At 71.6% G+C, this 25716-nt stretch carries 22 protein-coding genes and 1 pseudogene; 13 read left to right on the top strand and 10 right to left on the bottom strand.

What is annotated here, in order from left to right; translation table 11 throughout:
- Positions 1–14: 14 nt before the first annotated feature.
- The gene (locus FBY22_RS34350) at positions 15–1088 is read right to left on the bottom strand and encodes a M4 family metallopeptidase (protein WP_142151870.1); all 1074 of its coding nucleotides are present in this window, start codon (positions 1086–1088) and stop codon (positions 15–17) included.
- A 348-nt stretch (positions 1089–1436) separates the two neighbouring features.
- Between FBY22_RS34350 and leuA the strand changes: the two genes are divergently transcribed.
- The 6 genes and pseudogenes from leuA to FBY22_RS34315 form a co-directional block, all read left to right on the top strand.
- On the top strand, positions 1437–3158 hold the full coding sequence (gene leuA, locus FBY22_RS34340) for a 2-isopropylmalate synthase (protein ID WP_142151869.1): 1722 nt from the start codon (positions 1437–1439) through the stop codon (positions 3156–3158).
- A 184-nt stretch (positions 3159–3342) separates the two neighbouring features.
- Positions 3343–4038: a TerB family tellurite resistance protein gene (locus FBY22_RS34335; RefSeq protein ID WP_142151868.1), complete on the top strand. Its 696-nt coding sequence runs from the start codon at positions 3343–3345 to the stop codon at positions 4036–4038.
- A 137-nt stretch (positions 4039–4175) separates the two neighbouring features.
- The gene (locus FBY22_RS34330) at positions 4176–6269 is read left to right on the top strand and encodes an MMPL family transporter (RefSeq protein ID WP_142151867.1); all 2094 of its coding nucleotides are present in this window, start codon (positions 4176–4178) and stop codon (positions 6267–6269) included.
- A 56-nt stretch (positions 6270–6325) separates the two neighbouring features.
- Positions 6326–7504 carry a sensor histidine kinase gene (locus FBY22_RS34325; RefSeq protein ID WP_142152612.1) on the top strand — a complete coding sequence of 393 codons (1179 nt, stop codon included), beginning with the start codon at positions 6326–6328 and terminating at the stop codon, positions 7502–7504.
- The gene (locus FBY22_RS34320; RefSeq protein WP_142151866.1) at positions 7501–8169 is read left to right on the top strand and encodes a response regulator transcription factor; all 669 of its coding nucleotides are present in this window, start codon (positions 7501–7503) and stop codon (positions 8167–8169) included. The genes FBY22_RS34325 and FBY22_RS34320 overlap by 4 nt, the downstream gene beginning before the upstream one ends.
- Before the next feature lie 21 nt (positions 8170–8190).
- Positions 8191–8412: pseudogene (locus FBY22_RS34315) on the top strand (exo-alpha-sialidase); the annotation flags it as partial.
- Here the strand turns inward: FBY22_RS34315 and FBY22_RS34310 are convergent.
- Genes FBY22_RS34310 through FBY22_RS34290 form a run of 5 tightly spaced genes read right to left on the bottom strand, consistent with a single transcriptional unit; the run spans position 8409 to position 14967 of the window.
- Positions 8409–9344 (bottom strand): dihydrodipicolinate synthase family protein, encoded by a 936-nt coding sequence (locus tag FBY22_RS34310; RefSeq protein ID WP_142151865.1) that lies wholly within the window; start codon positions 9342–9344, stop codon positions 8409–8411. The pseudogene FBY22_RS34315 and the gene FBY22_RS34310 sit on opposite strands and share 4 nt — an antisense overlap.
- Entirely contained in the window at positions 9341–10360 is a 1020-nt protein-coding gene (locus tag FBY22_RS34305; protein ID WP_142151864.1) for an ABC transporter ATP-binding protein, read from the bottom strand. Before FBY22_RS34305 ends, FBY22_RS34310 begins: the two co-directional genes overlap by 4 nt.
- Entirely contained in the window at positions 10357–12405 is a 2049-nt protein-coding gene (locus tag FBY22_RS34300) for a dipeptide/oligopeptide/nickel ABC transporter permease/ATP-binding protein (RefSeq protein WP_142151863.1), read from the bottom strand. The genes FBY22_RS34305 and FBY22_RS34300 overlap by 4 nt, the downstream gene beginning before the upstream one ends.
- Entirely contained in the window at positions 12405–13364 is a 960-nt protein-coding gene (locus tag FBY22_RS34295; RefSeq protein WP_142151862.1) for an ABC transporter permease, read from the bottom strand. The genes FBY22_RS34300 and FBY22_RS34295 overlap by 1 nt, the downstream gene beginning before the upstream one ends.
- Positions 13365–13368: 4 nt before the next feature.
- Positions 13369–14967 (bottom strand): ABC transporter substrate-binding protein, encoded by a 1599-nt coding sequence (locus FBY22_RS34290; RefSeq protein ID WP_174267331.1) that lies wholly within the window; start codon positions 14965–14967, stop codon positions 13369–13371.
- A 238-nt stretch (positions 14968–15205) separates the two neighbouring features.
- Between FBY22_RS34290 and FBY22_RS34285 the strand changes: the two genes are divergently transcribed.
- Together FBY22_RS34285 and FBY22_RS34280 are read left to right on the top strand one after the other, a co-directional pair.
- Positions 15206–15919 (top strand): FadR/GntR family transcriptional regulator, encoded by a 714-nt coding sequence (locus tag FBY22_RS34285; protein WP_142152611.1) that lies wholly within the window; start codon positions 15206–15208, stop codon positions 15917–15919.
- Positions 15916–16350, top strand: coding sequence for a protein-tyrosine phosphatase family protein (locus FBY22_RS34280; protein WP_142151860.1), 435 nt, complete (start codon positions 15916–15918; stop codon positions 16348–16350). The genes FBY22_RS34285 and FBY22_RS34280 overlap by 4 nt, the downstream gene beginning before the upstream one ends.
- Here the strand turns inward: FBY22_RS34280 and bla are convergent.
- Positions 16343–17185, bottom strand: a complete 843-nt coding sequence (bla, locus tag FBY22_RS34275) for a class A beta-lactamase (protein WP_260845332.1) — start codon at positions 17183–17185, stop codon at positions 16343–16345. The genes FBY22_RS34280 and bla overlap by 8 nt on opposite strands.
- 153 nt (positions 17186–17338) lie before the next feature.
- Between bla and FBY22_RS34270 the strand changes: the two genes are divergently transcribed.
- Entirely contained in the window at positions 17339–18439 is a 1101-nt protein-coding gene (locus tag FBY22_RS34270; RefSeq protein ID WP_142151858.1) for an abortive phage infection protein, read from the top strand.
- Between the two features lie 37 nt (positions 18440–18476).
- Here the strand turns inward: FBY22_RS34270 and FBY22_RS34265 are convergent, their stop codons facing one another.
- Positions 18477–19310, bottom strand: coding sequence for an ABC transporter permease (locus tag FBY22_RS34265; RefSeq protein ID WP_142151857.1), 834 nt, complete (start codon positions 19308–19310; stop codon positions 18477–18479).
- Positions 19307–20221, bottom strand: coding sequence for an ABC transporter ATP-binding protein (locus FBY22_RS34260; protein WP_142151856.1), 915 nt, complete (start codon positions 20219–20221; stop codon positions 19307–19309). Before FBY22_RS34260 ends, FBY22_RS34265 begins: the two co-directional genes overlap by 4 nt.
- 132 nt (positions 20222–20353) lie before the next feature.
- Between FBY22_RS34260 and FBY22_RS34255 the strand changes: the two genes are divergently transcribed.
- Together FBY22_RS34255 and FBY22_RS34250 are read left to right on the top strand one after the other, a co-directional pair.
- A complete protein-coding gene (locus FBY22_RS34255; RefSeq protein ID WP_142151855.1) occupies positions 20354–21553 on the top strand; it encodes a sensor histidine kinase in 1200 nt (399 codons plus the stop codon).
- Positions 21550–22221 carry a response regulator transcription factor gene (locus FBY22_RS34250; RefSeq protein ID WP_142151854.1) on the top strand — a complete coding sequence of 224 codons (672 nt, stop codon included), beginning with the start codon at positions 21550–21552 and terminating at the stop codon, positions 22219–22221. Before FBY22_RS34255 ends, FBY22_RS34250 begins: the two co-directional genes overlap by 4 nt.
- Positions 22222–22239: 18 nt before the next feature.
- Here FBY22_RS34250 and FBY22_RS34245 read toward each other — a convergent pair whose 3' ends face one another.
- On the bottom strand, positions 22240–22740 hold the full coding sequence (locus FBY22_RS34245) for a GNAT family N-acetyltransferase (RefSeq protein WP_142151853.1): 501 nt from the start codon (positions 22738–22740) through the stop codon (positions 22240–22242).
- 240 nt (positions 22741–22980) lie between these two features.
- On the opposite strand from FBY22_RS34245, the gene FBY22_RS34240 reads away from it, so the two are divergent.
- Together FBY22_RS34240 and FBY22_RS34235 are read left to right on the top strand one after the other, a co-directional pair.
- The gene (locus FBY22_RS34240; RefSeq protein ID WP_142151852.1) at positions 22981–23775 is read left to right on the top strand and encodes an SCO2525 family SAM-dependent methyltransferase; all 795 of its coding nucleotides are present in this window, start codon (positions 22981–22983) and stop codon (positions 23773–23775) included.
- 88 nt (positions 23776–23863) lie between these two features.
- The gene (locus FBY22_RS34235) at positions 23864–25714 is read left to right on the top strand and encodes an SCO2524 family protein (RefSeq protein WP_142151851.1); all 1851 of its coding nucleotides are present in this window, start codon (positions 23864–23866) and stop codon (positions 25712–25714) included.
- Positions 25715–25716 lie beyond the last annotated feature (2 nt).

Here is a 25716-nt window from a genome sequence, read left to right as displayed (position 1 = left end):
TGTCTAGTACGGAACTACGTCGTGCGCACCCCGACCTGCTCCCAGGCCTTCAGCACGGCCTGCAGTTCCTCACCGTCGCTGAAGCGGGCCCTGGCCGCCTTCACGGTCAGCGAGGCGAAGTCCGTGAACAGCGCGTCCTTCTTCAGCTCGCCGCCGGTCAGGACGTCGTACCAGATCTGGCCCGCCTTCTCCCAGGCGTGGCCGCCGAGCGCCGTGGCCGCCAGGTAGAAGGCGTGGTTGGGGATGCCGGAGTTGATGTGGACGCCGCCGTTGTCGCGGCCGGTGCGGACGAAGTCGTCCATGGTCGCGGGCTGCGGGTCCTTGCCGAGGACGTCGTCGTCGTACGCCGTGCCCGGGGCCTTCATCGAGCGCAGCGCCTTGCCCGTGACGCGCGGCGCGAGCAGCCCGGCGCCGATCAGCCAGTCGGCCTCGGCGGCGGTCTGGCCCAGCGTGTACTGCTTGATGAGGGTGCCGAAGACATCCGACAGCGACTCGTTGAGCGCGCCGGGCTGGCCGAAGTAGGTGAGGTTGGCCGTGTACTGCGTGACGCCGTGGGTGAGTTCGTGGCCGATGACGTCGATCGGGATGGTGAAGTCGAGGAAGATCTCCCCGTCCCCGTCGCCGAACACCATCTGCTCGCCGTTCCAGAAGGCGTTGTTGTAGTCCCGGTCGAAGTGGACCGACGCGTCGAGCGGCAGCCCGTTGTCGTCGATCGAGTGGCGCTCGTACGCCTTCAGGTACAGCTCGAAGGTGGCGCCGAGGCCCGCGTAGGCGCGGTTGGCGGTGGCGTCCTTGCCGGGGTCCTCGCCCTCGCCGCGGACCTTGCGGCCGGGCAGGTCGGTGCCGTGCCTGGCGTCGTAGATCGTGCGGTGCGGCTGGTCGGGCGCGGCTCCGGGCGGCGCCGCGACGGTCGGGGCGCCGAGGACGGTGGTCAGCCGGCGGTGGGTGCGCTCGTAGGCGTCGCGCTCGAGTGTCTTGCGCGCGGGGTTCGCCAGCGCGGGGTCCTCGTGCTGGGCCAGCTTGTCGAGGACGTGGGGCGGTACGACGGTGCAGAAGACGGGCTCTGAGCCCCCGTTGGTCTTCGTCATGCCCGGCACCATTGCACTGTGTTAGCTGTATGTCACTAGGTGCGACTATGATTGGTGAAATATGGGGATGCTCCCGCCGTGGGTGGTTGCTCTGTGTTATGCCGTGCGGGCTCGCTGTGGTTGCTCGCGCAGTTCTCCGCGCCCTTTCAGGGGCGCTGCGGTCCCGCATATTGATACGGGACCGCCTTCTCGGACCGGCTCGGCTAGCATGCTTCGCATCATGCGTTTCGGGCTGCTTCTTCTTAGCTGCCGCGGCGAGGGCCTGTAAGCCAGGTCGACTCCCTCCCCGCGGAGCTTCGCGTTGCGTCGTCGGCCGTCCTTCCGGACACCAAGAGGAGCCCCGCAATCATGGCGAACCGCCAGCAGCCCAGCAGCATGCCGATCCACAAGTACGGCCGCTACGAGCAGGTCGACATCCCGGACCGCACCTGGCCCGAGAAGCGGATCACCCAGGCCCCGCGGTGGCTGTCGACCGACCTGCGCGACGGCAACCAGGCGCTGATCGACCCGATGTCGCCCGAGCGCAAGCGCCGGATGTTCGACCAGCTGGTCAAGATGGGCTACAAGGAGATCGAGGTCGGTTTCCCGGCGTCGGGCCAGACGGACTTCGACTTCGTGCGGTCGATCATCGAAGAGCCCGGGGCGATCCCCGACGACGTGACCATCTCCGTACTGACCCAGGCCCGCGAGGACCTGATCGAGCGGACCGTGGAGTCCCTGAAGGGCGCCAAGCGGGCCACCGTCCACCTGTACAACGCCACCGCGCCGGTCTTCCGGCGCGTGGTCTTCCGCGGCTCCAAGGACGACATCAAGCAGATCGCCGTCGACGGCACCCGCCTGGTGATGGAGTACGCGGAGAAGCTGCTGGGCCCGGAGACCGAGTTCGGCTACCAGTACAGCCCCGAGATCTTCACCGACACCGAGCTGGACTTCGCGCTGGAGGTCTGCGAGGCGGTCATGGACGTCTACCAGCCCGGCCCGGGCCGCGAGATCATCCTGAACCTGCCCGCCACCGTGGAGCGTTCGACGCCGTCCACGCACGCCGACCGCTTCGAGTGGATGGGCCGCAACCTCTCCCGCCGCGAGTACGTCTGCCTGTCGGTCCACCCGCACAACGACCGCGGCACCGCCGTCGCCGCCGCGGAGCTGGCCCTGATGGCCGGCGCCGACCGCATCGAGGGCTGCCTGTTCGGCCAGGGCGAGCGCACCGGCAACGTCGACCTGGTCACCCTGGGCATGAACCTGTTCTCGCAGGGCGTCGACCCGCAGATCGACTTCTCCGACATCGACGAGATCCGTCGTACGTGGGAGTACTGCAACCAGATGGAGGTCCACCCGCGCCACCCGTACGTGGGCGACCTGGTCTACACGTCCTTCTCCGGCTCCCACCAGGACGCCATCAAGAAGGGCTTCGACGCGATGGAGGCCGACGCGGCCGCCAAGGGCGTCACCGTCGACGACATCGAGTGGGCCGTGCCGTACCTGCCGATCGACCCCAAGGACGTCGGCCGTTCCTACGAGGCCGTCATCCGCGTCAACTCGCAGTCCGGCAAGGGCGGTATCGCGTACGTCCTGAAGAACGACCACAAGCTGGACCTGCCCCGCCGTATGCAGATCGAGTTCTCGAAGCTCATCCAGGCGAAGACGGACGCCGAGGGCGGCGAGGTCACCGGCTCCGACATCTGGGCGGTCTTCCAGGACGAATACCTGCCGAACCCCGCGAACCCGTGGGGCCGCATCCAGGTCAAGAACGGCCAGTCGACCACCGACACCGACGGCGTGGACACCCTGCGCGTCGAGGCCACCGTCGACGGCGAGGACACCGTCCTGACCGGCTCGGGCAACGGTCCGATCTCGGCCTTCTTCGACGCGCTGGCGAAGGTCGGCATCGACGCCCGGCTGCTGGACTACCAGGAGCACACGATGAGCGAGGGCGCCTCCGCGCAGGCCGCCTCCTACATCGAATGCGCGATCGACGACAAGGTCCTGTGGGGAATCGGCATCGACGCGAACACGACGCGTGCGTCCCTGAAGGCGGTCGTCTCGGCGGTCAACCGCGCGGCTCGATAGCCCCTCTGACCGGCAGTTTCGGGGCCCTGATCATCGGATACGGCGATCAGGGCCCCGTCCCTTTTCGGCCACCCTTACGTGGAGGTCACGGAAAGGTCTCGTCCGGGGTGCTGACTACGCCTGGCCGATGTGGCTAACATCACGCCAGCACGGCGATGTTGCCGTGCCGTTACGGAGGTGCGACGTGCTGCCAGTACGGGGACGAAACGGCCGAGCCGCCAGGCCTGCGCGCCTCCTGGGCACCCGCACCGCGTGGACGCCCGTAGGGGACGGCGAGTTCTTCTGCCCGGGCTGCGGAGGCGACCGCAACTACCAGCGCCTCACCGGCCGCCGCCGCTTCACCCTCCTCGGCGTCCCGGTGCTGCCGCGCGGCGAGACCGGCCCGGTCGTCGAGTGCGCCGCCTGCCACCGCCACTTCGGCACCGACGCCCTGGACCACCCCACCACCACCCGCTTCTCCGCGATGCTCCGCGACGCCGTGCACACCGTCGCCCTCGCGGTGCTTGCCGCGGGCGGCACCTGCTCGCGCACCTCCCTGGAGACCGCCGCGAGCGCGGTCCGCGCGGCCGGGTTCGACGACTGCACGGAGGAACAGCTTCAGGCCCTGGTCGACGCCCTGGCCGCCGACACCGGCCGGGTCTACGGCCCGTCCTGCGGCGCGGGCCTGGCCATCGAGCTCCACGAGGCCCTCGACCCGCTCGCCCCGCACCTCGCCCCCGTCGGCCGCGAATCGATCCTGCTGCAGGGCGCCCGCATCGCCCTGGCCGACGGCCCCTACACCCCGGCCGAACGCGACGTCCTCAGCACGGTCGGCGCCGCCCTCACCATCTGCGCCGACGACGTGACCCGGCTGCTGGCGGCGGCCCGGACGCCGTCCTGATACTCCCCGGGGAGTAACGCCCGCCCGGAGCCTCCACCGGCAGTAACCCCGAACTCGCCCGCACGCCCGACGAACCCGCCCCCGTCCGCCGGGAGTCTGGAACCGACCCAGACACCCGACCGGAGGGAGGCCCGTCCATGGGGGCCGTAAGGACAAGCGCACGGCCAGGCGCACGGCGTCGACGGGCCGTGCCCTGGGCGGTGCTCGCGCTGTGGCTGGCCGCCCTGGTGCTGGCCGGGCCGCTCGCCGGGAAGTTCTCCGGCATCCAGCAGAACCGCTCCGTCGACTACCTGCCCGACAGCGCCGACTCCACCCAGGTGGCCCGCGTCCAGGACCGGCTGCCCGGCGGCGAGTCCACCGACCTGGTGCTCGTCTACCACCGCGACGGCGGCCTCACCGCCGCCGACCGGAACAAGGCCGCGCGGCAGATCGCCGAGATCACCGGCAGGTACGAGATCACCGGGCGCCCGCACGCGGTCCCCTCCCGCGACGGCACGACCGTCATGTACCCCGTCTCCAGCACCGGCCCCGGCCAGGACGACGACAAGCGCGACGCCTTCGTCGACGGCGTGCGCGAGGTCGCCGACGGCGGCGCCGGGCTCACCGTCCAGGTCGGCGGCCCCGGCGCCCTCAACGCCGACATGGGCAAGGTCTTCGGCAGCATCGACGGCACCCTGCTCTACGCCACCCTCGGCGTCGTCACCGCCCTGCTGATCCTCATCTACCGCAGCCCCTTCCTGTGGCTGGTGCCGCTCAGCGTCGCCGGCGTCGCGGCCGGCATGGCGATGGCCGCCGGATACGGCCTGCACGAGGCGTTCGGCGTCACCGTCACCGGCCAGAGCGGCGGCGTCATGACGGTCCTGGTGCTGGGCGCGGGCACCGACTACGCGCTGCTGCTCATCTCCCGCTACCGCGAGGAGCTACGGCGCCACGAGCGCCCGTACGACGCCATGCGGGCCGCGCTGCGCGGCTGCGGACCGGCGATCCTCGCCTCCTCGGGCACGGTCGCGGCCGGGCTGCTGTGCCTGCTCGCCGCCGACCTCAACAGCAGCAGCGGCATGGGCCCCGTCGGCACGGTGGGGGTGCTCGCCGCACTGGTCGCCATGACGACCCTGCTGCCCGCCCTCCTGGTCGTCCTCGGCCGCCGCGTCTTCTGGCCGCTGATCCCCGCCTTCGGCAGCGAACCGAAGGCACGCCGGTCGCTGTTCTCGGCGATGGGCGACTCCGCCGCGCGCCGGCCGGCCGCCGTCCTCGCCGGCGGCGCCGTACTGCTCGGCGCGCTGGCGCTGGGCGCCCTCAACCTCCCGGGCACCCTCAAGCAGGAGGACTCCTTCACCAAGCGGCCCGAGTCGATCGCCGCCGCCCAGACCCTCACCCGCGCCTACCCCGGCCGCAGCAGCCAGCCCATCACCGTCATCGCCCCCACCGGCCGGACGGACGCCGTCCTGGCCGAGGCCCGGACCACGGACGGGGTGGCCCAGGCGACCGCCGGACGCAGCGGCTCCGGCTGGACCGAGATCTCCGTCTACGCCACCGCGGCACCCGAGTCGGCCGGCGAGACCCGCACCATCGAGGCCCTGCGCGCCGGACTCGACGACACCTACGGCACCTACGTCGGCGGACCCAGCGCCCAGCAGCTCGACCTGGCCGACAGCCAGGTCCGCGACCGCGAGGTCGTCGTGCCGCTCGTCCTGGCCGCCGTGTTCGTGATCCTCGTGGGACTGCTGCGCAGCCTCGTCGCGCCGCTGATGCTGCTCGTCGCCGTCGTGGCGGTGTGGGGCGCCGCGCTCGGGATCGGCGGCCTGGCGTTCGGACCCGTGCTCGGCTTCCACGGCACGGACTCGGGCCTCGGCCTGCTGTCCTTCGTCTTCCTGGTGGCCCTCGGCGTCGACTACGGCATCTTCCTCATGCACCGCATGCGCGAGGAGTCGATCGCCGGCGCCGAGCCGCGGGCCGCCGCGCTGACCGCGCTGCGCACCACCGGTGGGGTGATCGCCTCGGCGGGCGTCGTGCTCGCCGCGACCTTCGCCGTGCTGACCACGCTGCCGCTGGTGGCGCTGGTCGAGCTCGGCTTCGTGATCGCGGTCGGCGTGCTGCTGGACACCTTCCTGGTGCGCACCTACCTGGTCACGACCGCGAGCGTGCTGCTGGAGCGGCGGGTGTGGTGGCCGGGACGGCTGTCACGGGAACCGGAACCGCTGCCGGTGCGGCGACAGCCCGAGACCGTGTGAAGCTGAACGCTGTGGAAGGGACGACGGTGACACGGCAGCGCAGGGCCGAGCGCGTCATGGCGGTGATCAACCGCGACCCGCGCACGGCCCCGCACGGCACCCGCAACGACGCGATCCTCGCGTCTGTGCTCGCCGCGGTGGCCGTGTGCCTGGCGCTGACCACCGACCCGGCCCGCCGCCCGGACGCGCTCGGCTGGACGCTGCTGCTCGCCGCCCACGTACCGCTGGTGTGGCGGCGGCGCCGTCCACTGCTCGTCGCCACGGCGGTCCTGACGCTGCTGGCCGCCTACCACGCCCTCGACAACAACCACATGGCCCCGACGCCGGCGACCGTGGTGGCGCTCTACACGGTCGCGGCGACCGGCACGGTACGCCGCACCCTCGGCGTCGGCGCCACCGTCCTGAGCGCCTCGGTGCTGGTCAACCTCTTCAGCAACCCGGCCGGCGCGGTGGAGATCCTGCGGATCTCCGGCTGGGTCATCGCGGTCCTCTTCTGCGGCATGGACGTCCGCTACTACCGCCAGTACGTGGCCGCGATCGTCGAACGCGCCGAGCGCGCCGAACGCACTCGTGAGGAGGAGGCCCGCCGCCGCGTCGCCGAGGAACGCCTGCGCATCGCCCGCGACCTGCACGACCTGCTGGCCCACAGCATCACCCTCATCGGCGTCCAGACCTCCGTCGCCGCACATGTCCTGGCCGCCGACCCCGAGCGGCTGGACCGGGAGACGGTCGCGAAGGCCCTGGACGACATCGCGGAGACGTGCCGGACGGCGCGCGGCGAACTGCGGGGCACGCTGGAGGTGCTTCGCGAGGCCGACTGCCCCGACGGCCGCGGCCCGCTGCCCGGCCTGGACGGCCTGCCCGACCTGGTGGAGGCCGCCCGGCTCGCGGGCGCCCGGGTGGAGCCGACGGTACGGGTGGAGCAGGCCCCGCCCGCCGTGGGCGCGGCCGCCTACCGGATCGTGCAGGAGGCGCTGACGAACGCCGTCCGGCACGCCGGCCCCGAACCGGCCGTACGGGTCGAGCTGAACGAGGCGGACGGCGCCCTGCGGCTGACCGTCACCGACGACGGCACCGGGCCCACCCCCGGCACCGCGCCCGGCTTCGGGCTGGTCGGCATGCGGGAGAGAGCCCGCAGCGTCGGTGGCACACTCGACGCCGGGCCACGCGAGGCGGGCGGCTTCGAGGTGAGGGCCGTACTGCCACTGACGACGACGGGGGAAGAGAACGGATGACCATCCGCGTACTGCTCGCCGACGACCAGACCCTCGTACGGGCCGCGTTCGCGATGCTCGTCGAGTCGGCGCGGGACATGGCGGTCGTGGGCCAGGCGGGCACCGGCCGGGAGGCCGTGGAGCTGGCCCGCGGCGAGCGCCCCGACCTGGTGGTGATGGACGTCCGCATGCCCGACCTGGACGGCATCGAGGCGACCCGGCTGATCGCGGCCGACGAGGACCTCGCCGCGGTGAAGGTGCTGGTCCTCACCACCTACGACACCGACGAGAACATCGTGGAGGCGCTGCGGGCCGGGGCCTCCGGGTTCCTGGTGAAGGACACCCGACCGGCCGAACTGCTGGACGCCATCCGCACGGTGGCGGCGGGGGAGGCCCTGCTGTCGCCGGGGCCGACGGCGCGGCTGATCGAACGCTTCCTGCGCAGCCCGTCCGTGCCGGCCGCGGGCGGACCGGAGTGCCTGTCGGAGCGGGAGCGGGAGGTGCTCACGCTCGTCGCCCGGGGACTGAACAACACCGAGGTGGGTGAATCCCTCGGCTTGAGTCCGCTGACCGCGAAGACGCACGTCAGCCGCATCATGGGCAAGCTGGGGGCCCGGGACCGGGCCCAACTGGTGATCGTGGCCTACGAGTCGGGACTGGTCACTCCGGGAACCATGGGGCCGTGATCCTCCTGAGCCGCACCCTCCTCGTCACCCTCGTCACCGACGGCCCGGCGGGCGATGGTGGTGTGGCGCAGTACGGACGCCGGGGCGACCTTCACCAGGGCGGTCACGCTCTCCCCGCAGCCCGCCGCCTATTCCGACCTGGTGCCGGTGGACCGCGGGACGGTGGGCGTCCTGTACGAGACGGGCGTATCCGGCCCCTACGAGACGATCGAGTTCCGCCGGCTGCACGCCGACAACCTCTAGAGCAGGCCGGCCGCCGCGAGGTACCTTCCGACCCGCCGCACCTCCTGCGGCGACAGCGGGATCTGCGGGTCCGCGGTCGCCGGGCAGTCGATCACCCCGCGCAGGTGCAGCGCCGCCTTGAAGGCCCCCAGCGCCGACGAGCCGCCGCCCATCCGCGCCGGGTCCCCGACGGACACCAGGCCGAACAGGGCGCACAGCCGCTCCTGTTCGGCCCGCGCCCCTTCCGGGTCGCCCGCGCGCCACAGGCGGTGGAGGCGGACGTAGCCGTCCGGGTCGACGTTGGCGAGGCCGGGGACGGCGCCGTCCGCGCCGAGCGCGAGGGCCGCGTCGACGAGCAGTTCGGAGCCGGTCAGCACACTGAAGCCGGTGATGCCGGGGCGGACGCGGGCACCGGTGACGACCTCGCGAAAGGCGGCCAGATCACCGCTGGAGTCCTTCAGACCCGCCAGGACGCCCTCGGTGGCCAGGTCCAGGACCACGTCCGCGGGAAGCTTGGTGTGGACGGCCACCGGGATGTCGTAGGCGATCACCGGGACCGGGGACGCGGCCGCGACCAGGCGGAAGTGGCGGGCGATCTCGGCCGGGTGCGTCCGCGCGTAGAAGGGCGCCGTCACCACCACCGCGTCCGCGCCGGCCGCCGTCACCGCCGCCACATGGTCCAGCACCCTCGGCGTCGTCATGTCGACCACCCCGGCCAGCACCGGCAGCCGGCCCCCCACGTGCCCGGTCACCGACTCCACCACCAGCCTGCGCTGCGCGTCGCGCAAATACGCCACCTCCGACGTCGAGCCCAGCACGAACAACCCGTCCACCCCGGCGCCGACCAGGTGGTCGACCAGCCTGAGCAGGGAGGGGACGTCCACCTCGCGATCCGGTGTCAGGGGCGTGCAGACGGGCGGGACGACACCGGTGAGCGGGGCGGGAAAGGTCATTCAGGGCTCCCTGGGACGGTTCTGCCGTACGAGGTCGCGGTCGAGGCGTCCTCCCGCACAGGATGGTGGCAGCGGAAGCGGTGCCCCGGCGCCGACGCGGCCGAGAAGTCCGGCATCCGGGACGCGCACACGTCGTCGGCCTTCCAGCAGCGGGTACGGAACGGGCAGCCGCTCGGCGGGTGCGTCGCCGACGGGACCGGACCGGTCAGCGGGATGGGTTCGACGGGGTTCAGCAGGCCGGGCGTCGCCGAGAACAGGGCCCGGGTGTACGGGTGCCGGGCCCGGCCGGTGACCTCGGCGGCCGGGGACTCCTCGACGATCCGGCCCAGATACATGGTGATCACCCGGTCGCTCATCCGCCGTACCGTCTGGATGTCGTGCGAGACGAACACCAGGGCCAGGCCCAGGCGTTCCTTCAGATCCAGCAGCAGGTTCAGGATCTGGGCGCGCACCGACACGTCCAGGGCGCTCGTCGGCTCGTCCGCCACGACCAGGGCGGGATCCAGCGCCAACGCCCGTGCGATCGCGACCCGTTGCCGCTGCCCGCCGGACAGCTGCCCGGGCAGCGCGTCGGCCAGGGCGCGGGGCAGCCCGACGAGGGACATCAACTCCCGTACCTGTTCCTCGCGTTGCGTTCTGGTGCCGCGACCGTGGACGTCGAGCGGGTCGCGCAGGATCTGCCGCACCGGCAGACGGCGGTTCAGGGCCGTCGACGGGTCCTGGAAGATCATCCCGGTGGCGCCGCCAACGGCCGTGCGGCGCTCGGCGGCGGGCATCGACCACAGGTCACGGCCCTGGAAGGACACCGTGCCGGCGGTCGGGCGCTGGATGCCCACCAGCACCCTCGCCAGGGTCGACTTGCCGCAGCCGGACTCGCCCACTACGCCCACCGTCTCACCCGGGGCGACGACGAGGTCGGCGCCGGTCAGGGCGTACACCCGGTCCCGGGTGAACAGGCGGCCGCTGCGCGCCCTGTGCACGACGTGGGCGTCGGACAGTTCGACGATCGCGTTCACTGCACGGCCTCCGGCTCCGACGCCACGAGTTCGACCGCCGGGTGGTGACAGGCCGCCGCATGGGTGGGGGTGCCCAGCAGGGCGGGCGCCGTCGCGCGGCACACCTCCGTCGCCCGCGGACAGCGGTCGGCGAAGCGGCAGCCCGCCGGGAAGTCGGCGGGGGAGGGGACGACGCCCCTGATCTGCGTCATGCGGGCGGCCGCCGACTCCAGCGACAGCACACTGCCGAGCAGGCCGCGGGTGTAGTGGTGGGCCGGCGCCTCCACCAGATCGGCGGTCACGCCCGTCTCCACGATCTGCCCGCCGTACATCACCGCCACCCGGTCGGTGACGTCGGCCACCAGCGCCAGGTCGTGCGAGACGAGGACCAGCGCGAAGCCCAACTCCCCGCGCAGGCGCAGCAGCAGCTCCATCACCTGCGCCTGGACGGTGACGTCCAGCGCGGTCGTCGGCTCGTCGGCGACGATCAGCTTCGGATCCCGGGACAGCGCCATGGCGATCAGCACACGCTGCCGCTGCCCGCCGGACAGCTCGTGCGGATAACTCCGCAGGGTCCGGGCCGGGTCGAGCCCGACCATCGTCAGCAACTCCGCGGGGCTACGGCGACCACCACGCCGTACGACCTGCTTGAGCTGCGCGCGGACGGTCATCGCGGGGTTGAGCGAGGACAGCGCGTCCTGGTAGACCATCGCCATCTCGTGCCCGAGGAGACGGCGGCGTACGCGGGGGGACAGGGAGAGCAACTCCCGCCCCTGGAACCGCACATGACCGCCGACGCGAGCACCGCGGGGCTGCAGCCCCATGACCGTCAGCGCGGTGAGCGACTTCCCACACCCCGACTCACCCACCAGCCCGAGAACCTCCCCGGGACGCACGTCGAAGGAGATCCCGTCGACGATGTCAACACCGCCGTGGCGCCCCTCAAACCCGATGGCAAGGCTCTCCACGCTCAAGACCGACGGTGGGGCAGGGCCCCGTAGGGGCGCGGGGAACTGCGCGACCGGCCCGGACGACGCCGCACCCGCCGAACCACCCCCCATGGCACCCTCTCCCGCGCGCCGCCCCCGCAACCTCGCCGCCGCCTCCACCAGCCCCGGCAGCGCCAACACCTCCCCGCTCCCCGCCTCCGGCGCCTCCCAGCGGTCCTCGTCGGATGCCAACCCCACTTGCCGCCCGGCCGGCGAGGCCCACGCGTCCGACACCCCCTCGGAGAGGATGTTCAGCGACAACACGGTCACCAGCATCAGCAGCCCCGGAAAGACCGTGGCCCACCACCCCCCGGTCAGCACCATGTTCTTGCCGTCGGCGATGACGCTGCCCCACGACGGGTCGGGCGGCCGCACCCCCGCCCCGATGAAGGACAGCGACGCCTCGAAGACGATGGCCTCGGCGACCTGCACGGTGCAGAACACCAGGACCGGAGCGGCACAGTTGACGGCCACGTGCCTGAGCACGATGTGCGGGGTGCGCGCGCCGATGACCCGTTCCGCCGTCACGTAGTCCTCGCCGTACTGGTCGAGGACGTTGGCCCGCACTACGCGCGCCACGGGTGGGGTGAACAGGAACGCGATCGCGCAGATCAGCACGGTGATGCCGCCGCCGAACACGGCCACCAGCACGGCGGCCAGCGCGATGCCCGGGAACGCCATCACCACGTCCAGGCAGCGCATCAGCGTCTCGTCGACGGCCTTGCGGGAGGTCGCCGCCACGGCGCCGATCAGCGCGCCGACGACCAGCGCGAGGGCCGTCGCCCCGAGGCCGATCGCCAGCGACCAGCGGGCCCCGTACATGAGCCGGCTGAGGATGTCCCGGCCGAGGCTGTCCTGGCCCATCCAGTGCCCGGCGGAGGGGTGCCCGGTGCCGCCGGCGGGCACCTGCTGGTCGAGGGGGTCGTCCGGCGCGATCAGCGGGGCGAGCACCGCCACCAGTACCACCACCGTCAGGAAGCACACGGCGGCCTTCGACGGCGGGGTCAGCCGGCGCAGGCCGCGCAGGCGGATGCCGGGGCGGGCGAGGACCTCGGTGAGCCGTGCGCGCGTGAACATCAGGTGGCTTCCCTCAGTCGCGGGTTGACCAGCAGGTACAGCACGTCGATGACGAGGTTGACGACGACGAAGCCGGTCGCGGTGGTCAGGACGACGCCCTGGACGACGGCCGGGTCGCCGTTCTTCACGGCGTCGATCATCAGCTTGCCCATGCCGGGCAGCGAGAAGATCGTCTCGATGACGACCGCGCCGCCGAGCAGGTAGCCGACCCGCAGGCCGAGCACGGTCAGCGGGTTGATGAGGGCGTTGCGCAGGACGTTGCGGCCCACGACGACCCGCGGCGGCAGTCCGCTGCCGATCGCCGTGCGGACGTAGTCCTTGTCGAGTTCCTCGACCACCGACGTCCGTACGACCCGGGTGAGCTGGGCCGCCACCGGCAGGGACAGCGCCAGCGCCGGCAGGGTCATCGTCTTCAGCCAGCCGGTGAGCGAGTCGGCCGGGTTGATGTAGCCGCCGGTCGGGAACCAGCCCTGGTCGACCGCCAGGTACTGGATCATCAGCAGCGCCAGCCAGAAGCCGGGGGCCGCGACGCCGGTGAGGGAGACGACGCGGATGATCTGGTCGGGCAGCCGGTCCCGGTGGATCGCGGCCGTCACTCCGCCGAGCAGCGACAGGACGACCGCGATGCCGAGGCCCAGGAAGGTGAGTTGGAGGGTCAGGGGCAGCGCGGTGGTGACCTGGTCGACGACCGGGGCGCGGGTCAGGGCGCTGGTGCCCAGGTCGCCGTGGAGCAGGTCGCCGACGAAGTGGACGTAGCGGACGGGCAGCGGGTCCAGCAGGCCGTTGCGCTCGCGGAAGTCGTGCAGTTGCCGCGGGGTGGGGTTGGCGCCCTGGAAGAACGCGCTGGCCGGGTCGACGTCCGAGAAGCGCATCACCAGGAAGACGAAGAGCACGATGCCGAGCATCAGCGGCACGAGGAGGGCGACGCGGCGCAGCAGGATGCGCAGGACGGCGATCATCCCGTCAGGCCCATTTCGCCCGCAGGAGGTTGATGCCCGGGTAGGGCTGTGCCCTTATGCCGGTGAGCTTCCTCGGGTCCCAGGCCGTCATCAGCTCGTTGTGGACGACCGGGTAGAGCACGGCCTGTTCGGCGACGGTGTCGATGTAGTCCTGGACCATCGTCTTCTTCCTGGCCGGGTCCGGCTCCCGCGTGGCCCGGTCCATGTCCCGGAAGAGCTGCCTGGCGACGGCGTCGTCGGCCCAACGGGTGTAGTTCATCCAGAGGTTGGTGGGGCCGTAGTTGTAGTGCATGATCAGGTCGGCGTCGAGGCCGAACTGGTTGGGGTTCGAGGCGGCGGCGACGACCTGGTAGTCCTGCTTCTGGTCCATCTTGGTGAATACGGCGGTCGTCTCCTGCGGGTCCAGGGTCGTCCGTACGCCGATCGCGTCCCAGGACGCCTTGATCGTGGGCAGGCAGTCGAGGATCCAACTGACGTTCACCGCCAGGATGTTGATCCTCAGCCCGCTCACCCCGGCCGCCTTCAGAAGCGCCTTCGCCTTCTCCGGGTCGTGCTCGTAGACGGTCTTCGCGCGCCGGTGGGCGGGGTTGCCCTCGTTCAGGAACGACGTCGAGGGTTTGCCGTGGCCCTTGAGCGCCACCTCGATCATCTTGCCGGTGTCGATCGCGTAGTGCAGGGCCTGGCGCACCCGCACGTCGTCGAAGGGCTTGTGCGCGGTGTTGAACATCAGGAACAGGTTGTTCATCCCGGCGCCGCCCGCGACCGTCAGTCCGTTGCTCTCGAGCTGCTCGATGTTGGCGTAGGGGATGTTGTCGGAGATCTGCGCTCCCGCGCTGGAACCCGAGATCCGGGCGACGCGCGGGGCCGCGTCGACGATCGTCAGCCAGTTCATCCTCGCGAAGGCCGGTTTGCGCGGGCCGTTGTAGTCCGGATAGGCGGCGAAGGTGGTGTTGGACTTCGGATGGTGGGCGGTCTGCCGGTACGGCCCCGAACCGATCGCGAGCCCGGCGGTCGCCTTGTCCCAGGCACCCGGCTTCGAGAAGACGTGCCTCGGCATGACCTTCGCCAGAGTCAGCCGGGAAAGTCCGTCGGGGAAGGGGAACTTGAGCACCAGCTCGACGGTCCGCCCGTCGATCCTGCGGACCTCCTTCAGCCAGCTCGCGAAGAAGCCCTTGGCGAGGGTCTGCGTCTTCGGGTCGAGGATGCGGTCGAAGACGAACACGACGTCGTCCGCGGTGACCGGCTTGCCGTCGTGGAACTTCGCCCCGGCCCGCAGCGTGAACCTCCACGACGTGGCGTTCGCGTCCTTCGGGATCTCGGTCGCCAGCGCCGCGTACGGCTCGCGGGAGATGGGGTCGGTGTCGAGGAGGCCTTCGTAGATGTGGTTGTTGGCGGCCATGCAGAAGGCGGACGCGGTCTGGGTGGGGTCCCAGGAGCCGTCGTTGCCGTAGCCGATGACGGCGGTCAGCGTGCGGTCCTTGCCGCCCGTACCGCCGGTGTCGTTGGTGGACTCGGGCCCGGAGGAGCAGGCCGACAGCGATGCGGAGACGGCGGCGGCCGCACCCAGCGCGCCGGTGTGCTTCAGGAAGGTCCGGCGATGCACGGTTCCTCCAGCGGAGAGTTCCAGCGGGTTCCCGCGAAGAGTTCCCTCGGTCGCGAGGAGATACGACGTCCTACGTCCTGGTCGTCAGCCGTGACCCTAGGAGCGGCCCAAGGGGTGGTCAAGGGCGCGCACACGAATGGCGCAGCCGTCAGAGGTCGCACCAATGGCGGTGTGAAATGGCGGGAGTTGACGCACCTCGGCGGCGGACATGGGACGTGGGACGTCCGGCGCGCGTACGATGCGGCGCATGTCCGCGCAGCCCAGGAACCCGGAGACCGGCAACAGCCGCATCCGGCGCGCGGTCGTCCAGCTCATCCTCGACCGCAGGCTGCGGCCGGGCGCCCCGCTGCCCACGGAGGCCGAGCTGATGGAGGACCTCGGGGTCAGCCGCAACTCCGTGCGCGAGGCCCTCAAGGCCCTGCAGGCCCTCGACATCGTCGAGATCAGACACGGCTACGGCACCTACGTCGGCGAGGCCTCCCTCACCCCGCTCGTCGACGGGCTCACCTTCCGCACCCTCGCCCGGCACGACGACGACACCGGCGCCCTCGCCGAGATCCTCCAGGTGCGGGAGGTGCTGGAGGAGGGGCTGATCCGGCGCATCGCCGGCTCGGCCGACGAGGCGGAGCTGGACGCGCTGGAGGCGGTCGTGGCCCGGATGGAGAAGGCGGTCCGGTCCGGCCGACCCTTCCCCGAACTCGACCGCCAGTTCCACGAATTGCTCTACGCTCCGCTCGGGAACCCGCTCGTTCCCCAGCTCCTCGGCGCCTTCTGGACCGTCTTCCGCAGGGTGGCCGCGGCCCGCGGCTGGACGGACGACCCCCGGCCCGAGGTGACGGTCCGCCGGCACCGGGACATCGTGACGGCCCTGCGCGCGCGGGACGCCGCGGGCGCCCAGCGGGCCATGGAGCACCACTTCCGGGGCATCGAGGCCCGTACCCTGACCCGATGACGGACACCTGGCGACCCACCGACCCCGGTGTGCTGCGGCTGCCGTCGGGCCGGCTGGTCCGCGGCCGCGGCCTGCGGCACCCCCTCGACCCCGCGGCGCCCGCGCCCTCGTACGCCCTCTACCTCCTCGGCCGCCGGCCGCCGTCCGTGCCCTGGGAGTCCACCTGGCTGCGCTGGCCCGACTTCCGCCTTCCCGCCGACCGCCAGGCCGCCCGCGCCGCCCTGGCCGAGGCCTGGGAGCGGGCAGCGCGGGAGCGCGTCGAGGTCGCCTGCGGAGGCGGCCGGGGACGCACCGGCACGGCGCTGGCCTGCCTGGCGGTGCTGGACGGCGTACCGGCCGAGGAGGCCGTGGGCTTCGTACGGCTTCACTACGACCGGCGCGCGGTGGAGACGCCGTGGCAGAAACGGTACGTACGCCACTTCGCTAGCTGAGGGCGTCCGCCACCACGCCGGCCGTCGAGGCGATGAGGGTGTTGTCCCACGCGGCGTCCCGGTCCGTCCTGGTGGACAGGACGGACAGCACGATCGGGGCGCCGTCCGGCGTCCGGGCCACGCCCACGTCGTTGGTGGTGCCGTACGCACCGGAGCCCGTCTTCTCGGCGACCGTCCAGGTTCCGGGCACCCCGGCGCGGATGCGCGCGCCGCCGGTCGTGTTGTTCAGCAGCCAGTGCGTGAGCAGCGCCCGGTCGGTGCGGTTCAGGGCGTCGCCCAGCAGCAGCCGGGCGTTGGTGCGGCCGATCGCGCGCGGGCTGGTGGTGTCCGTGCGGCGGCCCGGTTCGGCCGAGTTGAGCTCCGGTTCCCAGCGGTCCAGGCGGGTGACCGGGTCGCCGAGCGAGCGGGCGAAGCGGGTGATCGCGGTGGGGCCGCCCAGCTCGCGCAGCAGGAAGTTGCCGGCGGAGTTGTCGCTGTAGCGGACGGCCGCGTCGCACAGCTCGGCGATCGTCATGCCGTGCGCCAGATGCTCGTCCGTGCCGGTGACGGGGGCGCCGTCCACGAGGTCGTCCCGGGTGTAGTGGATGCGCCGGGAGAGCACCTCGCCGTGCCGGTCCAGGTCGCGCAGGACGGCCGCGGCGGCCAGGGTCTTGAACACCGAACAGATCGGGAAGCGCTCGTCGGCGCGGTGCGAGACGGTGTGCCGGGTGCGCAGGTTGCGCGCGAAGACACCGAGGCGGGCGCCGTGTTCCCGCTCCAGTTCGGTCAGTCGGCCTGTGGTGGCGTGGGCGGGGGCGCTCGTCAGGAGCGCGGTGACGGTGGCGGTGCCGGCCATGAGGAGGCTGCGTCGGGTGGGGATCTTGCTCTCCTTCGCTCGGGGCTCGTCGACGATCTCTTCAGTGAGCGACGCCGTGGGTCGTCCCATGGTTGCCCGGCCGTAGACCATCGGCGGACGGCGGCGCGCGGCCGCCCTCGCCACAGTGGGGGCATGGAGAAGACGAACGGGATCAGCCGGGCGCGGTTCCTGGCGGCTGCGGCGGCCGTCTCGGTCACCGCCGCGAGCCGGCCGGCCGCGGCCGGCATACGTCACGGCCTGCGCCACCGGGGCGTCGTCTACACCGTCGGTGAGGGTGAGACGCCCGGCACGGCATGGAGCGCCGCCCGGATGCGCCGGGACATCCGCGCCGTCCGCGACGAACTGCACGCCGACACCGTCGACGTCACCGGCGACGGCGTCGAACGCCTCACCGCCACCGCCGCCGAGGCCGCCGAACGCGGACTGCACGTGTGGCTGCAGCCCACGCTCGCCGACGCCCCCGAGTGGGACATCCTGGAGCACCTTGCCGAGTGCGGCCGGTTCGCGGAGCGGCTGCGGCGGCAGGGCGCGAGCGTCGACTTCAGCGTGGGCTGCGAGTTCTGGCTGTTCGTGCCGGGCATCGTGCCCGGCGCGACGGTCCTGGAGCGGGTCGAGAACCTGCGGAAGGGCAACGTTGACCCCGTACGGATGCAGCGCCGCCTCGACCGCTTCACCGCGCGGGCGGCGGCCCTCGGCCGGTCCGTGTTCCGGGGCCGGCTGAGCTACGCCGCCGCCCAGGACGACCAGGTCGACTGGCGGCTCTTCGACGTCGTCGGCATCGACTACTACTCCTCCATCCCCCACCACGCCGACCACGTACGGGAGTTGCGGCGCCATCTCCGCTGGGGCAAGCCCCTCGCCATCACCGAGTTCGGGTGCTGCACCTACGACGGCGCGCCGCAGGCGGGTGGCATGGGCTGGGACGTCGTGGACTACGACAAGGGCGAGATCAAGGGCCACCTCGTGCGCAGCGAACACACCCAGGCCGCCTATCTGACGGACCTGTTGGGCGTATTCGAGGCCATGGGCCTGTACGCGGCGATGGCCTTCGAGTTCGTCACCCCGGACGCCCCGCACCGCGCCGACGACCCGCGCAAGGACCTCGACATGGCCAGTTACAGCATCACCAAGACCATCAAGGACCGCCCCGACGACCCCCGTTCGGACTGGCACTGGGAGTCGAAGGAGGCGTTCCACGCGCTGGCCCGCCGCTACGCGCGCTGCGCTCACTGACAGGTCGGGCGTTCACCTCAGCACGCCCCCGGGTTCCTCACACGTCCCGGCGGTCCACGACCACCACCGTCAGCACCGCCGAGACCCCCGCCCACACCGCGAACACGACCCAGGCGCCGCCCACGGTCGTCGGGTATCTCGGGACGAGCGTGAAGGGGTGGGTGCCGTACCCGACGTCCACCAGGCGGACCCAGGCGTTGAAGGGAAGGGCGTTCCGGACGCAGGCCGTCCAGTGGTAGCGCTCGGTGACGAAGGACGGCAGGAGCAGCAGCACGAACGTGGTCAGCACCATCGTCGTCGCACTGTGCCGGACCACCGCCCCCAGCCCCATCCCCACCAGCGCGCTCACCGGCGCCAGCAGCGCCGACGCGGCGACCACCCGCCAGGCACCCGGGTGGCCGATCGGCACGCCCTGGCCGCGGTCGTCGAGGATCGCCTGGGTCACCGCGTACGAGGCCCCGGCGACGACCGCGCCGTACACCGTCATCACCGCCGTCACCACGGCCACCTTGGCCGTCATCAGCGCCCGCCGGTCGGGCACGGCGGTGAACGTCGTACGGATCAGGCCCGTCGCGTACTCGCCGACGACCGCGATCGCGCCGATGCTCGCCGCCGCCAGCACCAGCATCAGGGCGGCGCCCTGGGTGAAGGCGTCCCGCAGCGCCCAATACACGAAGTCGCGCAGGACGGGGCCGTCGTAGTGCGGGTAGTTGGCGTAGTCGGCGCGGGCCGCGTTCGCGTTGAAGGCCACCAGCGCCAGCGCGCTGGAGCCGAGGGCCCAGTAAGTGGAGCGCAGCGAACGGAGTTTGATCCACTCGGCGGCCAGCAGGTCGGTGAAACGCGCGGGCGGGTGCGTGAGGGCGGTCGTCATCGCGTCTCTCCTGCCGCGTACTCGACGCTGTCGGCCGTCAGTTCCATGAAGGCCGTCTCCAGCGAGGCGGCCTGCGTCGTCAACTCCCACAGCAGCAAACGGTGTTCGTGCGCCAGCTCACCCACCCGGACCGCGCCGGCCCCCCGCACCTGCAAGGTGTCGTCGTCGCGACGGTCCACCTGCGCCCCTTCCTTCACCAGTACGGCGGCCAGGGCGCCCGAGTCCGGCGAGCGCACCGTCACCGTGGGCGCCGTCCCGCGCGCGGCGAACTCGGCCAGGCTCTCGGCGGCGATCAGCTCACCCCGGCCGATGACGACGAGCTCCTCGGCGGTGTGCTCCATCTCGGACATCAGGTGACTGGAGACGAACACGGTCCGCCCCTCGCGGGCGAGCCGGCGGAACAGCCCCCGCACCCACAGCACGCCCTCCGGATCGAGCCCGTTGAGCGGCTCGTCGAACATCAGCACCGGCGGGTCGCCGAGCAACGCGGCCGCGATGCCGAGCCGCTGCCTCATCCCGAGGGAGTAGGTGCCGATCCGGCGCCCGGCCGCCGCCCCGGTCAGGCCGACCTCGGCGAGCACATCCTCCACCCGCCGCCGCGGGATGCGGTTGCCGCGGGCCAGCGCGTGCAGATGCGCCCGCGCGCTGCGGCCGCCGTGCACGTCGTGCGCGTCGAGGAGCGCGCCGACGTGGCGCAGTCCGCGCGGGTGGCGGCGGAAGACGTGACCGCCGATGGTCGCGGTGCCGGCGGTCGGCTCGACGAGTCCCAGCAGCATCCGCAGCGTCGTGGTCTTGCCCGCGCCGTTCGGGCCGAGGAAGCCGGTGACATGGCCGGGGCGGACGGTGAAGGACAGTTCGCGTACGGCGGTCGTGGGGCCGTAGCGCTTGGTGAGCTGCTCGACTTCGATCATGCGACCACGGTCCCGCGGACGGCGGGTGCCGGGCATCGGACGGGAGCCGACACTGCGACGGGCCGCCTGTCGACCCTGGTTGTACGTCCACGGGCCGATGACCGGCCCGCGCGCCCGCCCTACGATCGCGTCATGCCCGCAGCCCCGCCTCCGCCGCCCCTGGTCAAACGCGTCTCACCGGCCGCGTGGACCGCGCTCGTGTGGTGCGCGAGCACGCTGTTCACCCTGCTGACGACCTTCCGGCTGCCCGGCGAGACGGAGCCCGCGCAGTGGCCGGCGGCCCAGCTCTACCGCTGGGACGGGCTGACCTTCCTGGCACTGTCGACCGCGCTGGCCCTCCAGGGCGGCCGGCTGCTGCACCGCAGGCCGCTGCTCGCCGTCACTCTGACGATCCTCGCCGGTCTCTTCGAGACGAGCACTCTGGGCGTCGCCGAGCTGCCGATGGCCCAGTACCTCACCACCATGGTGGCGCTGTACTTCGTCGCGGCCGCCCATCCGCGGCGCACCGGGCTCATAGCCCTGCCCCTGGCGGTCGGCACCCTCATCCTCTACCTCGCCGTACGGATGCTGCGCGGCTGGCCCGCCGGCACCTCCGCCGAACTGGCCGTCGCCCTGGTCACCGTGATCGCCTGGCTGCTGGGCAACTCCGCGCACGAGTCCCGCGCGCACGCCCAGCGCCTCGGCGCCGAGCAGGCCGCCCAGGCGGTCACCGCCGAACGCCTGCGCATAGCACGGGAGATGCACGACACGGTCGCCCACAGCATCGGCATCATCGCCCTCCAGGCGGGCGCGGCAGCCCGGGTGGCGACCGCGCACCCCGAGGCCGCCCTGACGGCGATGCGGGCGGTGGAGAGCGAGGGACGCCGGACGCTCACGGGACTGCGCCGGATGCTGGTCGCCCTGCGGGCCGCCGACCCCGGACAGGGCCCGGACACCGCCCCGGCGGGCCTGGCCGACGTCGACCGGCTGGCGGCCACGACGACCGCCGCGGGCGTGCGGGTGGAGGTGCGCCGGCTGGGCGAGCCGTGTCCGCTGCCGCCCGACATCGACCTGTCGGCGTTCCGGATCATCCAGGAGTCCGTCACCAACGTCGTACGGCACGCCGGCACCCGCGCGTGCCGGGTCACCGTCGACTTCCGCGACGAGCGGGAACTCGCCGTGGAGATCACGGACGACGGCCTGGGGCGGGGCAGCTCGGCCGACACCGGCTTCGGCCTGGTCGGCATGCGCGAGCGAGTCGCCCTGCTGCACGGCGAGTTCACGGCCGCGCCGCGCGCCGAGGGCGGCTTCCGCGTGGCCGCCCGGCTTCCGCTGCCGGCGGCCGTCCGATGACGGCGCCGGCGTCCGCACCGCGCGTCCGGGTCCTCCTGGTCGACGACCAGGAACTCATCCGGACCGCGCTGAGCATGGTCATGGCCGACCTGGCGGACGTGGAGGTCGTCGGCGAGGCGGCCGGCGGCGAGGAGGCGGTGGAGCTGGCGGGTGAACTCGCCCCGGACGTCGTGGTGATGGACATCCGGATGCCGGGCATGGACGGCATCGAGGCAACCCGCCGCATCACCGGCACGCAGGGCGAGGTACGCGTGGTCGTCCTGACGACCTTCGACGACGACGCCTACGTGTACGCCGCCCTGCGCGCCGGCGCGTCCGGCTTCCTCGTCAAGGACATGGCCCTCGACGACATCATCGGCGCGGTCCGGGTGGTGGCGGCCGGCGACGCGCTGATCGCCCCGAGCGTGACCCGCCGCCTGATCCACGACTTCGCGGCCCGTCCCGAACAGCGGTCCCACCGGCGGGAGTTGACGGGTATCACCGACCGCGAACGCGAGGTCCTCACCCTCGTCGGCAGCGGCCTGTCCAACGCGGAGATCGCCGCGCGGCTGTGCATCAGCGTCGCCACCGCCAAGACCTACCTGACCCGCCTCCTCGCCAAGCTGGACGCCCGGGACCGGGTGCAGCTGGTGATCATGGCGTACGAGGCGGGGCTGGTCTCCCCCTGACACGCGACCACACCCGTCTCACAGTCCCAGCGTCATGATCAGCCGGTCCTCCCCGGGTCCGAAGTAGTGCTTGTGGACGCCGCCTTCGAAGTCGAAGCCGAGGGAGCGGTACAGCGTGATCGCGGCCGCGTTCGTCGGTTCCACGGTCAGCCGCACCTGGTGGACGCCCTCCGCGCGCAACCGGCGCAGCACCTCCAGCATCAGACGGCGCCCCAGTCCGCGCCCGCGCTGGTCGTGGGTGATGGCGAGGCTCTTGATCCAGTTCACGTAGCCGTCGGAGGTGGTGACGAACAGGACGTAGCCGTGCAGGCTCTCGCCGTCGTCGAGGACGAGGATGCGGTCGGCGTGGACGTCGTAGGCCTGGCGCAGTTCGAAGTAGTGGTACGGCTCTTCGGGGAAGGCTTCCTTGTCGAGGCGGTGGAGCTCGGGAAGGTCGGCCTCGACGACGCCTCTGAGCGTCAGGGGCCGATCCGCGCTGCTCGCTGTGGAAGGAAAACGTTTCTCTGGAAGAGCCGTCATGCCGCCCCCCTGCGGGATGGGAGTCAAGGTCACGTTGACACCCGTACGGGTGGTACGGGCGAGACGCCTGTCTGTCTGTCTTTCCGGAGTGTTCGGCAGAGTTCCGACCATCTTGAGCGGGACAATCCGGCCGTTCAAGGCCGGATCAGGGCATGAATGCATTCGCCACCATGCGCCCCCGGTGCGCCCCGGCCGGCCGAAGGACATGACGGTAATTCCCAGGACTGGTACCGTGGTCAAATGACCTTGAGATCGTCGGGGGATGTCCGGGTGCATAATGCCGACGCGCCCTGGGATTCATTCGACCCGATCGCCTACGTTGATCACAACTACCGCGACTTACAGGCAGAGGACGCGGAGATCCTGAATATTCTTCGGGAACATTTCGGTGGTCATTTCCGGAAGCAGGGCCTCGGCCCGGTATACGGCATCGACGTGGGCGCCGGCGCCAATCTCTATCCCGCGTTCTCCATGATGCCCTGGGCCGACGAGGTCACCCTCTTCGAGCACTCGCCGGGGAACGTGCGCTACCTCAAGAGTCAGATCGACTCCTACGACGACGCCTGGGACCCGTTCTGGGGCGCCCTGTGCGAGCACGAGGCGTACGCCGCCCTCGACTTCGACCCCCGCGAGCGCTTCCGCAAGGTGGCCGAGGTCGAGCAGGGCAGCATCTTCGGGCTGGAGCGCTTCGGCGCCCGCTGGTCGGTCGGGACCATGTTCTTCGTCGCCGAGTCGATGACCGCGGACCCCCGGGAGTTCACCCTGGGTGTCGAGCGCTTCATGGGCGCCCTCGCCCCCGGCGCCCCCTTCGCCGCCGCCTTCATGGAGCACTCGAAGGGCTACCACGTCGGCGAGCATTTCTTCCCGGCCTGCGACGTCGGGGAAACCGAGGTCCGCGAGAGCCTCGAACCATTCGCCGGGCCCTTCGAGGTGCAGCGGTTGAAGGCCGAGCCAGGTGTGCGCGACGGATATTCGGGAATGATCCTGGCCCACGGCTGGCGAAAGAATACGGACTCGGAAATTCCGGCCGTCTGATCAGTGGTTGTTCGACACTGCGGATCTTCACAACAGAAGAGGGACATTCCTCAAGTGACGGCAGTGCGGCCTGTGTGAGGGGCATGGGATGCAGATCAAGCCACGCCAGCATCTGCTGGACATCTGGCAGGCCATCGGCCGCCACTCCTTCGAACAAGGGCAGTGGGCCTGGGGCGAGTGGGGCGGGAAGAGCAGCGTCGCCGACGCCGAGCGGCTGCTCTGCCTGCTGTACCCGGCCACGGAGATCCCCGAGTTCCGGCTGGACGACCCCGACACCACGCAGGCGGACGTCCACCAGGCGCTGAAACGGGGCGGCGGCCGGCTCGACCTTCCGGCCAACCTGGTCAGGGCCGCCTCCGAGTTCATGCGCACGCACACCGGCGAGGACAAGAGACCCACCTTCGCGGGGGGTTACTACTTCGGCTCCGGGGACAAGTCCCAGGAACTCACCGAGGAACAGCGCCGGCTCGACGTCGTCGACTCGTTCTCCATGTCCATCACCCTCTGCCTGGCCACCCTCGGCTTCCTGAAGATCTACGAGACCAGGACCAGACGCACCGACATCCAGGAGACGATCGCCGAGCTGCGCGCGGCCACCGGCAACCGGCTCACCGCCGCCATGGTGGGCCTGCTGCGCTCCTTCACCGTCAACGCCTTCGACACCGACTCCGACCAGGGCCGCAACCTCACCGAACTCCTCGGCCAGGGACGGCTGTCGCAGCGCCAGGTGCTGACCATGTACCAGAGCCGCTTCCGCGCCCTGCGCGCCGCGATCGTCGAGAGCCTGTCCCTCGGCATCGACGTCGAGGAAGGCCTCAAGGACGAGAACCAGTACTTCGAGTGCGGCTGGGCGTGGAGCATCGTCAAGGACGCACCCGAGGTCGAGACCGACGAGGCCATCGGGCCGCAGCCCAAGGGCGTCGCCCGCGCGGTGCCGTACCTGTACTTCACCGTGGTCGCCCTCGACGGCATCCAGGACCTGTTCTCCGAGCGCACCCTCACCCTGGGCCTGCTCAACGCCGAACAGCAGAAGCTCGCCGAGGCGCTCCGGCTGCGCTGGGAGCTGACCCAGCAGTACTGGTCCGGCATCGCCCGCTTCGACCCCGACCGCTGGCCCCTGGAGGACATCCCCTGGCGTACGACGGGACAGGAGCTGGAGTCCGAGTACTTCTCCCTCTCCGTGGCCGCCATCCTCGTCCACGACCTGATGCGGCGCCGGGCCACCGACGACGACCTCGCCCGCACCGTCACCGTCATGGAGCGCCTCGCCGAACGCGGCCGCATCACCAGCCGGATGACGCGCGACGACCCCAAGGTCTTCGAACTGCACAACGCGGGCGTCAAACTGCCCCTCCAGGGCGGCGAACAGCTCGGCGCGCCCATGACCTGGTCGCTGCACGACTTCTCGGCGCAGCTGCTGAAGCGGACCATCCAGCTGCGCACCCTGTCGCGCAACCTCGCCTCGCACGACCGGCTGCTCAGCCTCGCCGAGGACGCCTTCGGCCACATGTGGCGGCGCCGCATCCGGGAGGGCGAGGGCACCGGCCTGTGGGACAACGTCCACGCCGCCTACCCCGGCGCGGAGATCGTCACCCGCCATGTACCGGTGTCGTGGAACATCACCGAGCGGGTCGCCGAGGTGATGGTCCAGGTCCACGAGATGTACCGGCAACCCCCTGTGCGCAGCTCCGAACTGACCGAACTGGCCGGGGCGTTGCTCAGCGAGGCCGCCCACCTCCTGGGCAACGAACAGATGGAGGCCGCCCCTTCCGACGACGGACGGCACGGGATGCAACTGCGGAACATCGAGGTCAAGTTGCGCCGCGCCCGCGACCTGCTCGACCAACGCCCCGGCACCGCCTACGCGTTGGCGCTCGACGTGCTGGGCCAGCTCGACGCGCTCACCCGGGCCCGCGAGGCCGCGGCCCAGGGACGGTGACG

This window comes from Streptomyces sp. SLBN-31, from assembly GCF_006715395.1.
GTDB lineage: Bacteria > Actinomycetota > Actinomycetes > Streptomycetales > Streptomycetaceae > Streptomyces.
The sequence above is the reverse complement of the archived record's forward strand: the minus strand, read 5'-3'. Positions and strand labels throughout refer to the sequence as shown.

Coding starts and splice junctions, on each gene's coding strand:
- FBY22_RS34350 (WP_142151870.1), bottom strand. CDS start 1,088: ATGACGAAGACCAACGGGGGCTCAGAGCCCGTCTTCTGCACCGTCGTA.
- leuA (WP_142151869.1), top strand. CDS start 1,437: ATGGCGAACCGCCAGCAGCCCAGCAGCATGCCGATCCACAAGTACGGC.
- FBY22_RS34330 (WP_142151867.1), top strand. CDS start 4,176: ATGGGGGCCGTAAGGACAAGCGCACGGCCAGGCGCACGGCGTCGACGG.
- FBY22_RS34325 (WP_142152612.1), top strand. CDS start 6,326: ATGGCGGTGATCAACCGCGACCCGCGCACGGCCCCGCACGGCACCCGC.
- FBY22_RS34320 (WP_142151866.1), top strand. CDS start 7,501: ATGACCATCCGCGTACTGCTCGCCGACGACCAGACCCTCGTACGGGCC.
- FBY22_RS34310 (WP_142151865.1), bottom strand. CDS start 9,344: ATGACCTTTCCCGCCCCGCTCACCGGTGTCGTCCCGCCCGTCTGCACG.
- FBY22_RS34300 (WP_142151863.1), bottom strand. CDS start 12,405: ATGTTCACGCGCGCACGGCTCACCGAGGTCCTCGCCCGCCCCGGCATC.
- FBY22_RS34295 (WP_142151862.1), bottom strand. CDS start 13,364: ATGATCGCCGTCCTGCGCATCCTGCTGCGCCGCGTCGCCCTCCTCGTG.
- FBY22_RS34285 (WP_142152611.1), top strand. CDS start 15,206: ATGCGGCGCATGTCCGCGCAGCCCAGGAACCCGGAGACCGGCAACAGC.
- FBY22_RS34280 (WP_142151860.1), top strand. CDS start 15,916: ATGACGGACACCTGGCGACCCACCGACCCCGGTGTGCTGCGGCTGCCG.
- bla (WP_260845332.1), bottom strand. CDS start 17,185: ATGGCCGGCACCGCCACCGTCACCGCGCTCCTGACGAGCGCCCCCGCC.
- FBY22_RS34270 (WP_142151858.1), top strand. CDS start 17,339: ATGGAGAAGACGAACGGGATCAGCCGGGCGCGGTTCCTGGCGGCTGCG.
- FBY22_RS34265 (WP_142151857.1), bottom strand. CDS start 19,310: ATGACGACCGCCCTCACGCACCCGCCCGCGCGTTTCACCGACCTGCTG.
- FBY22_RS34260 (WP_142151856.1), bottom strand. CDS start 20,221: ATGATCGAAGTCGAGCAGCTCACCAAGCGCTACGGCCCCACGACCGCC.
- FBY22_RS34255 (WP_142151855.1), top strand. CDS start 20,354: ATGCCCGCAGCCCCGCCTCCGCCGCCCCTGGTCAAACGCGTCTCACCG.
- FBY22_RS34250 (WP_142151854.1), top strand. CDS start 21,550: ATGACGGCGCCGGCGTCCGCACCGCGCGTCCGGGTCCTCCTGGTCGAC.
- FBY22_RS34245 (WP_142151853.1), bottom strand. CDS start 22,740: ATGACGGCTCTTCCAGAGAAACGTTTTCCTTCCACAGCGAGCAGCGCG.
- FBY22_RS34240 (WP_142151852.1), top strand. CDS start 22,981: ATGACCTTGAGATCGTCGGGGGATGTCCGGGTGCATAATGCCGACGCG.
- FBY22_RS34235 (WP_142151851.1), top strand. CDS start 23,864: ATGCAGATCAAGCCACGCCAGCATCTGCTGGACATCTGGCAGGCCATC.